The 1245-nt window shown below is 68.4% G+C and carries 1 protein-coding gene and 1 pseudogene; one reads left to right on the plus strand and one right to left on the minus strand.

From position 1 onward, the window contains the following. Positions 1 to 159: 159 nt before the first annotated feature. Positions 160 to 741 carry a fasciclin domain-containing protein gene (locus tag ABZ930_RS41395; protein ID WP_361560799.1) on the minus strand — a complete coding sequence of 194 codons (582 nt, stop codon included), beginning with the start codon at positions 739 to 741 and terminating at the stop codon, positions 160 to 162. Between the two features lie 286 nt (positions 742 to 1027). Between ABZ930_RS41395 and ABZ930_RS41400 the strand changes: the two are divergent. After that, positions 1028 to 1245, plus strand: a pseudogene (locus tag ABZ930_RS41400) (fasciclin domain-containing protein); the annotation flags it as partial.

The following is a 1245-nucleotide window of genomic DNA, read 5'->3' on the forward strand; positions in this document are numbered from 1 at the left end:
GCCACCGACCGCACCGGCGAGACCCAGACCGAGAAACGCACCAACACCATCCCCGACGGCGCCTCCGGCTGGCACTCCGTGGTCGTCACCGTCGACTGAGCGTGCGCGAGGGGTGCGCCGTGGTCGTGGCGCACCCCTCACGTGCTCTGCCGTGGCCGGTCAGCTCTTGGGCATGAGGACGCTGTCGATGATGTGGACGGTGGCGTTCGAGGTCTGCACATCGCCGCAGACGATGTTCGCGGTGCTGTTGACCTTGAACTTCTCGCCGGACCCGGACGTCATCAGCTTGCTGCCCTCCAGCGTCTTGAAGCTGCCGTCGGCCAGCTTGTCCTGCGTCACCTTCTCGCCCACCACGTGGTACGTGAGGATCTTGGTGAGCTGGGCCTTGTCGCCCAGCACCTTGTCCAGGTCCGCCTTCGGGATCTTCGCGAACGCCTCGTTCGTCGGCGCGAACACCGTGATGTCCTTCGCGTTGTTCAGCGTGTCCACGAGGCCGGCCTTCTTGACCGCTGTGACCAGCGTCGACAGGTCGGGGTTGTGGGAGGCGGCCGTGGCGACCGGGTCCTTGGCCATGCCGTCGAACGATCCCGCGCCGTCCTTGGGCACCGACGAACAGGCCGGGCCGAACGGGTCGGTCATGTCGTCGGCGGAGGCGGAGGGAGCCAGCGCGGCCAGCGAGAACGGCAGCGCGAGCGCCGAGGCTCCGACCAGGATCCGGGTGCTTACTCGATGAGCGGTCATGATCAACACTCCTTTGCGGCGGGCGAGCGGACCCGCCGGGCCCCCGAGCGGCCCGGGGCCGGTGAGAGCGCGGGCTACCGGGGGTCGGCGCGTCGTTCGCGCCCTCACATAGGGAATTCGTCGCCGCGGGGTGAGCGGATTGGTCGGGATTGAGGTTATTTGTCCCGTCGGAGCGTCTACGGGTGTCACTCTTTCGGGGGAGCGACCAATCCGCACCGGCGAGGCCACCGGATTCCCGGCGATGGAGGCAACCGGCCTTCACCGCTCCGATCGTTGAGGGATTTTCATGCAGACTCGCCTCCGTCGTGCCGCCGTCGCCGTCGCTGCCGCCGCCATGCTTCCCGTGGCACTGACCGCCTGCTCCGACAGCGACTCCAAGGACAAGGCCTCCGACAGCGCCTCCTCGGCCTCGAAGGGGTCGGACATGGCCAGCCCCTCCGACGACATGAGCACCGCCGACGAGCCGTTCGGCTCGGCCTGTTCGTCGGTGCCCAAGGACGGCGC

Origin of the sequence: Streptomyces sp. NPDC046716, from assembly GCF_040645755.1 — a bacterium.
GTDB lineage: Bacteria > Actinomycetota > Actinomycetes > Streptomycetales > Streptomycetaceae > Streptomyces.

Coding starts and splice junctions, on each gene's coding strand:
- ABZ930_RS41395 (WP_361560799.1), bottom strand. CDS start 741: ATGACCGCTCATCGAGTAAGCACCCGGATCCTGGTCGGAGCCTCGGCG.